Origin of the sequence: Photorhabdus akhurstii (assembly GCF_018448925.1) — a bacterium.
Classification (GTDB): domain Bacteria; phylum Pseudomonadota; class Gammaproteobacteria; order Enterobacterales; family Enterobacteriaceae; genus Photorhabdus; species Photorhabdus akhurstii.
This window is the reverse complement of the sequence record NZ_RCWE01000049.1, coordinates 1-6,330: the sequence shown is the minus strand read 5'-3', so window position 1 is coordinate 6,330 and position 6,330 is coordinate 1. Positions and strand designations below refer to the sequence as shown.

Genomic DNA, 6,330 nt, shown 5'->3' with positions numbered 1-6,330 from the left:
AAGATGCCTCACCCGGCGGCCAGCCGCTCACCGGGGTTAAGGTGACCGCGCAGCGCCCGTGGGTGGGCGGCGCCGACATAATGTTTTGTTAAGCGTTGTGGGCCGTTCAGGCCCATTTCGCTTAATGTCACATTATGTTGAATGGCGGCTGACCGGCAACGATTGTTACAGAGAACGCCGAAGTTCAGCGCCGGGCGGCCGGCATTTACCGCCGGGCACGCCGGAGGTAGGGAGGCAGTCTGTGCGCAGGGACGCGCACAGTCTGCCTTGCACTGCACCCCACGCGCTCACAGGGAACCGGCTAACATTAAGATTGTCCGGCAACACAGCACGTTCAGACCAGCTTCGGGCTGTCCGGCTTAGCGTTATCCGCCGGCCTGTCGTCTGGCCGCGTTGTCTGCTTTTTCTTCGGTTTCCGCTCTGCCGGGTGCGTCTGTTGATGAACTTCTTTGAGGTGTCCGATGGCAACCCGCGTGTAAATTTGCGTGGTCTCCAGCTTCTTATGCCCCAGTATCGCCTGGATATGCCGGGTATCCGCGCCGTTCTCCAGCATTTGCGTTGCCATTGTGTGCCGGAACACGTGGCAGGACCCCGGTTTGTCGAGTTTTGCCTGCTCCCGGATGGTTCGCCCTGCGATTTGCGTTAAGGTGTTGCGTGCCAGCGGTCTGCCTCTGACGGTGATGAACATATGCCCGCTGTCATACCGATAGGCCAGTTGCGGGCGCACGCTGGCCAGATACCGCTCCAGCCACGCCAGCGCCCGTTCTCCTATCGGCACCACCCGGTCATGGCCGTTTTTTCCCTGCCGCACTACCACCACCCCGCGATGGCGGTCTATGTCGCCGAGTCTCAGATTAATCAGTTCTGTACGCCGGATACCGGTATTCCAGAACACTTCCAGCATGGCGCGGTTACGCAGGCCGAGGGGCGTCTGGGTGTCGAGGCTGGTCAGCACATGCTCAGTCTCCGCGTCACTCAGTACCTGCGCGGGCAGCCGCTGCTCCTCTTTCGGCAGGATTAGCATTTCTGCCGGGTTATACAGGATATGGTGACGCTGCAATAACCAGCGGAACCATCCCCGTAAGGCGCGGAGCCGTTGTAACTGGCTGTTATTGCCGTAATGCTGTCCGTCTGCCTTGCGGTAACGGCGCAGATAACGCTGCCAGCTCTCCAGCAACGGCAGGGAGACCTGCGGCGCATGGTAGACCGCCCGCATCTCGCACCAGTCGACGAACGGCGTTAACCATTCCCGGTAGGTTTCTGGCGTTCGGGTGCTGTGCCCGCTGGCGGTCTGGATTTCCAGATACGCCTCAAGCTGCTGGCGTAAGGTCGCAAGGGTAAAAACAGGTTGTGTTTCCATTGTCTGCCTCTTAATGGGGGGTCTGTCGGTATGCTACGGTTTTTTTATCCTGTCCTGCCGGAACAGTAATTTTTTGCTGAACCCGACCGCTTTGCTGTGAAGCCTTGCTGTGTCTGACTTTGCGCTGATATTTGTAACCCGACCGCTTGCCGACCTGATACCGACCAGCAGGCGACCGCTTAACGCCTTATCCCGACCGGGCGATTTCATACTGCGCCATTCAGGGCACTATCAGCCCGCTCAGGTGGGCGGCGTCGCTGTCTTCTCCGTCGAACAGCAGTTCGTAGATGAACGTCAGCCCGCGCCGGTGCAACAGCAGGTACTCCATTTCAACCAGCCGTGAGAGATGGATTTTCAGCTGGGTATCGCCCCACTGCACCGCATCACGCAACATTTTGCGGGTAAACAACATTTCATGGCGCGGCTGCCCGCTTTCCCTGACCCAGTTTTGTATCAGCAGCAACAGCCTGCGCGTCTGCGGCGGCATCTCATCCAGTGTGCGGCCTAATATCTCGTGGGCCAGCCGGTTTGCTAAGCTAATATCGTCTTTGGTCACCTCGATATATTCAAGCCGTTTGCCCCGGTGTTCCGCGGTCTTCACCTCGCGCTGGTGCTGATACAGCAGGGCGATACTTTGTATCAGGGTGAGATATTTCATGTGGTCGCGCCGGGTGCGGGTTTTATCGCTCATGAACGTCAGTTGTGAGGCGTAGGGGTTAACCACATTGAGCGGGCGCAACAGCCGCTGGGCGTTCTGATGCAGTTCGGTGATATACGCCTTTTCATTTTCCGCCAGTAAGCCCTCAAGGGTCTGCTTATGACGTTGCAAGGCATGGATAGCTTCGGTCTGTTCCCGTGATTCGTTCACGGTCAGGACTAAACAGCGATTTAACAGCTCTTCATCGACATCAATCGCGGTGGTGGTGAGCATCAGCATTACCGGTCCTTTCACTGTGTACTGTTTGGTGACCAGATTCCCGCTGGCATCGTCTTTACCCGTGCTGGCAATGGTCAGTTCGCCGTCGCTTTGCAACAGCTTAAGCGCATAGGCGGCCTGCCGCACCCCTTCCTCTTCGGCAATGGCTAAGATTTTATGCTGGAGATTGGTTTCCCCCAGATAAAACAGACTCTGGCCGGTCATGGCGCTGTATTGCAGTCGTTCCTCTTCCGGTATCAGATTGAGGACGGCATCCATCAGTGAACTTTTCCCGGCAGCGCTGCTGCTCTGTATCAGCACGGCCAGCGGACGTTCCAGCTTGCGGCTGACGGCAGCTAAGTAACCGGCCAGAAGGTTGGTGCTTTCCCCCACCACGCCACAGGCGGCTAAGTCCGCGGTGATGCGCTCACTCAGCTGCGGGTCTTGCAGCAGCGCCAGCGCCGCGGACCGCTCGGCGTCGTTCATTTCTGGCGTTTTCTGCTCAGTCCCCATTTCCCCCTGCTGCTGCCACTGCTCAATCGCCAGTAATATCTGCCCCAGCGCGCGGCGAATATCCCCCTCGGCCAGCCCCAGCTCAGCCGCGGCCATCCGCGCGTAACCCTGACGGCTGCGTGCGCTCATCAGGTCAACGCCATCCAGGAACATCACGCCGCTTTGGGTATCAATGACCTGCGTATTGAGCTTCATGGCAACCGCGCCCGCTTTCACGGAAGACAACCCCCGAACGCACCAGCGCAGGCTGCCCAGCGAGACCTTAAGTTCCCCGTCAGCCCCTGCTTCCCAGATAAGGCCGGGCGTCGGGTTTTGTACTGCCGCCACAGCAGCGGCTAAAACCGGAGGCGGGGCGGCTTCTGCGGATACCTCCGCTTCCGTGCGCGCTGTCACTGCGGTTGACATCGGCGTCGCGCTCTCAAGCAACAGGGCGAAGGCGGCTTCCGGCTCGGCCACCTGACACAGATACTCATTCGCATCCATTTCGGGCGGGAACATCACGCGCAGCGGGGTGATACCTTTTGCCAGCAGCGCCTCTGCCAGTTTCACCGCCGTTTCATTGCCCGCACTGTCATTGTCGAAGGCGATAAGCACCTGTTTGATGCCATGCCGCTCAAACGCCTGCCAGTGGTCAGCCGTCACCCCGTTGACCCCGTAAGCGGCGGTCACGTTCCGATGACCGGCGACCCAGAACGACATCGCATCAATCAGCGATTCACACAAGATAAGGCTTTTCGAGGCCATCAGCGCCGCCTCATTCCAGACTCCGCGATGCGTACCCGGCAGATAGAGATGCGACGGCGTACCCACCCGCAGGTGGTCACCAATTTTACGCCCGTAGATTTCCTGTATTTGCTCCTGAGGATCGATAACCGGCACAACCAGCGAGCCGGTAAAATGTTCATGACCCGATTCACGCATCAGCCCTACCGCCCGCAGTCGCGTCCGGATTTCAGCGCCCGGTTTGAGTTTCTTTGACGGCAGGCGATACCCCAGTGTGCGGTTGGCAAAGCCCAGCCGGAAGTGAGCGACTAACTCCGGGTGATTGAGTCGCCGCTGGGTCAGATACGCCTGCATCTCCGGCGCGTTCAGCAACGTGTGGTGATAGAACTCAACCACCCGATGCAGCAGCGCCTGCCGGCCGGCTTCATCTTCGGCCAGCAATGTCGGTTCAGACGGCGCAACCAGCGGTTCGACCGCCGGATTTTCGCCCAATAAAGCCCGCAACCGCTCCGCCGCATGGCGCAGGCTTAAGCTTTCGGTTTTCATCACCCAGTCCAGCACCGAACCGCCCGCATTACAGCCGAAGCAGTGATACAGATTCTTTTTCGGGCTGAGCACCATTGACGGGGTTTTCTCCTGATGAAACGGACACAGCACCACGTAATCGTCTTTGCCGTGTTTAATCAACTTTCGTCCCTGTTGTTCCGCCACGGTCACTAAGGAGGCGGCGGCTTTCAGGTGCTGTAATTCTGCTTCCGGGATGCGTGCCATAAAAATGTTCCTTTTAAACCCTTGTCAATGCTCTATATGGATACTATTATATGTCCTATAAAGGTTATTTAGTCAAGTCTATTCAGAACAGGGGGAGATAATGGAAGCCATCACGACTGATAAAGGAACATTCTGGATGAGCTTTTCTGCCCGTTTTCTGCAACTGCGTAAGCAACAAGGACTGACTCAGCCACAGATGGCTGACAAGGTGGGGATACATCTGACACAAGTTCGCCGCTATGAATCTGGTGAGGCTCAACCCTCTTTAGACATTCTTAAACGTATTGCTGTTACGTTTAATGTTTCAGCCGACTGGCTGATATTTGAGGAGGGCGAGCGGGAGCCGCAGGACGAACTTAAGCTAAAGTTTGAGGCGGTTAAACAGATGGACGAGGAGGAGCAACGCTCTGTGACCTCGGTTCTGGATGCAATGATTTTAAAACATCAGGCAAAACGGTTATTGGGCTGACCTGATTTAACGCGGCTCTACCGTGGTTGCAACACGATACAGCCGCTAACCACAAGCAACTATGCGAGGTAGTTAATTATGGCTAAGACGCATTCTAAGGCAGAAGTCGCTGTAAATAAAGCAGCGAAAACAGAACGTTATTACACCGTGGGATACGTGCCGCAAAACGACAAGGCTAAAGCACCCCCTGCGATACACCTGAAAGGTCAATGGCTTAAGGCCGCAGGCTTTGATATTGGCGGTACTTTAACGGTGAAAGTGATGAATGGTTGTCTGGTGCTGATACCGGACAGTGACAACACCCACACCATCCGGCAACAGTACCAGCGCCAGCAGGAGCAACTCAGTGATATCAAACTCCGCATGCGCGAACTCATTGGCGACTACAAAACTGTTTAAGGGAGGGGAATAGCATGAGAGCAGGGATTGAGCAGCTAAAGGAAGTGCACCTGAGCCATGACGAAGCAATGGCACTGGCGCAACTGGTTAAGCGGTTGAGCTGGGCAGAGATACGGGCCTGTGCGGTTGATGACACGGAAGCCTGGGTTATCAAGGCCGCGATAGGGCGGCTCCAGTCAGCACTGGCGTATCATGGGTATTCACCACGGTAAGAATGAAGAAAGCCGGAAGATCATGGGATCTTTCCGGCTTTTTTATTAAATCACGATTACTCTTTCTTTAGAGATCCCGACAGGCCAATGTCCTGAATAATATATATTCACTATGCTTTCCCATTGACTGCCAAGATTGAAATATTTTTCAGTCATATACTGCCTAAACGCATAGCATATGGCATTCCGTGCGGCCTGATGAAAATCATGTGGTTTAGATATAAATTTACTTTTATCTAGCCCTTTTGTCGCATTCATCACAGCTTTATTTATTTTCATCCTGATCTCTATGAGATCTTTAGGATTGTCTTGTTTGTTATAAAATGGATCTTCTTGAGTTGGTGACGTTGGAAGCCATTCAGTATTTTTATAATATCCTTGAAATTCAATATCAGAGGGATTAATAAATACCTTTTCGACGTTCTCAATGAGAATAATCTTTTCATCATGAAGATCAAACAATCCCATATTAGAGAAAAAATTCGCCTTCTCAATTTTTTCTAACTCTTCATTAGTATCAACCATATTACAATCTCAAGTCAGTTATCGTGCCCGGAGGAAGAACTTTTCTTCCTTGTTGGATCGTAGTGCGAAGAACTCCTCCTGCTGCATGTGGGCCAGGTATTCCGGGGAGTGAATGATTAGGTAATTTTCCATGAGTTGGCATTAAATTCCACCATTTATTGGCTCCTCCACTTTCTAATGGAATGATATGGTGAGGGGTTGCCCCAGCAGGCCATTTCCTGCCTGTATTAGCTTCCCATTGCTTCATTAAATACTTCTGAGTCTTCTCAAATTCTTTTCTTGCAAATCTATTTTGAGCTGCACTGCGCCTTTGAATAACAGGTGAGTTACCCCTTAATATTTCTGCTTGTTTAGCCGTTATATGTCCGCCCGGCGATGCAACTTTATTTGCATCATTAACAATTTGATCAATGAGAGGACATCCCGCTAATCCTAACGGGTC

Annotated in this window: 7 protein-coding genes and 1 pseudogene; 3 read left to right on the top strand and 5 right to left on the bottom strand. The window is 53.9% G+C overall.

The features are described 5' to 3' along the window. Positions 1-334 precede the first annotated feature (334 nt). The 3 genes from xerC to EAE93_RS23260 are packed head-to-tail and all read right to left on the bottom strand — an operon-like array spanning position 335 to position 4,283. A complete protein-coding gene (xerC, locus tag EAE93_RS23270) occupies positions 335-1,360 on the bottom strand; it encodes a site-specific tyrosine recombinase XerC (protein WP_214040667.1) in 1,026 nt (341 codons plus the stop codon). A gap of 33 nt (positions 1,361-1,393) precedes the next feature. Next, a complete protein-coding gene (locus EAE93_RS23265) occupies positions 1,394-1,570 on the bottom strand; it encodes a hypothetical protein (RefSeq protein WP_214040666.1) in 177 nt (58 codons plus the stop codon). Between the two features lie 10 nt (positions 1,571-1,580). Beyond that, positions 1,581-4,283, bottom strand: coding sequence for a CHC2 zinc finger domain-containing protein (locus EAE93_RS23260; protein WP_214040665.1), 2,703 nt, complete (start codon positions 4,281-4,283; stop codon positions 1,581-1,583). Positions 4,284-4,419: 136 nt separating this feature from the next. Between EAE93_RS23260 and EAE93_RS23255 the strand changes: the two genes are divergently transcribed. The 3 genes from EAE93_RS23255 to EAE93_RS23245 all read left to right on the top strand — a co-directional run bounded on the left by EAE93_RS23255 (position 4,420) and on the right by EAE93_RS23245 (position 5,363). Further along, positions 4,420-4,752: a helix-turn-helix domain-containing protein gene (locus tag EAE93_RS23255; RefSeq protein WP_132347894.1), complete on the top strand. Its 333-nt coding sequence runs from the start codon at positions 4,420-4,422 to the stop codon at positions 4,750-4,752. A gap of 78 nt (positions 4,753-4,830) precedes the next feature. Beyond that, complete coding sequence (locus tag EAE93_RS23250) at positions 4,831-5,151, top strand: SymE family type I addiction module toxin (RefSeq protein ID WP_214040664.1); 321 nt, start codon at positions 4,831-4,833, stop codon at positions 5,149-5,151. A gap of 14 nt (positions 5,152-5,165) precedes the next feature. Continuing rightward, the gene (locus EAE93_RS23245; protein ID WP_133813210.1) at positions 5,166-5,363 is read left to right on the top strand and encodes a DUF7706 family protein; all 198 of its coding nucleotides are present in this window, start codon (positions 5,166-5,168) and stop codon (positions 5,361-5,363) included. A gap of 45 nt (positions 5,364-5,408) precedes the next feature. Here EAE93_RS23245 and EAE93_RS23240 read toward each other — a convergent pair whose 3' ends face one another. Both EAE93_RS23240 and EAE93_RS23235 read right to left on the bottom strand, forming a co-directional pair. After that, on the bottom strand, positions 5,409-5,888 hold the full coding sequence (locus tag EAE93_RS23240) for a hypothetical protein (RefSeq protein WP_214040663.1): 480 nt from the start codon (positions 5,886-5,888) through the stop codon (positions 5,409-5,411). Position 5,889: 1 nt separating this feature from the next. After that, a pseudogene (locus EAE93_RS23235) lies at positions 5,890-6,330 on the bottom strand (HNH endonuclease); the annotation flags it as partial.

What these genes read in the sequence shown, in the direction of transcription:
- xerC (WP_214040667.1), bottom strand. Translation starts at nt 1,360, where the DNA reads ATGGAAACACAACCTGTTTTTACCCTTGCGACCTTACGCCAGCAGCTT.
- EAE93_RS23265 (WP_214040666.1), bottom strand. Translation starts at nt 1,570, where the DNA reads ATGAAATCGCCCGGTCGGGATAAGGCGTTAAGCGGTCGCCTGCTGGTC.
- EAE93_RS23260 (WP_214040665.1), bottom strand. Translation starts at nt 4,283, where the DNA reads ATGGCACGCATCCCGGAAGCAGAATTACAGCACCTGAAAGCCGCCGCC.
- EAE93_RS23255 (WP_132347894.1), top strand. Translation starts at nt 4,420, where the DNA reads ATGAGCTTTTCTGCCCGTTTTCTGCAACTGCGTAAGCAACAAGGACTG.
- EAE93_RS23250 (WP_214040664.1), top strand. Translation starts at nt 4,831, where the DNA reads ATGGCTAAGACGCATTCTAAGGCAGAAGTCGCTGTAAATAAAGCAGCG.
- EAE93_RS23245 (WP_133813210.1), top strand. Translation starts at nt 5,166, where the DNA reads ATGAGAGCAGGGATTGAGCAGCTAAAGGAAGTGCACCTGAGCCATGAC.
- EAE93_RS23240 (WP_214040663.1), bottom strand. Translation starts at nt 5,888, where the DNA reads ATGGTTGATACTAATGAAGAGTTAGAAAAAATTGAGAAGGCGAATTTT.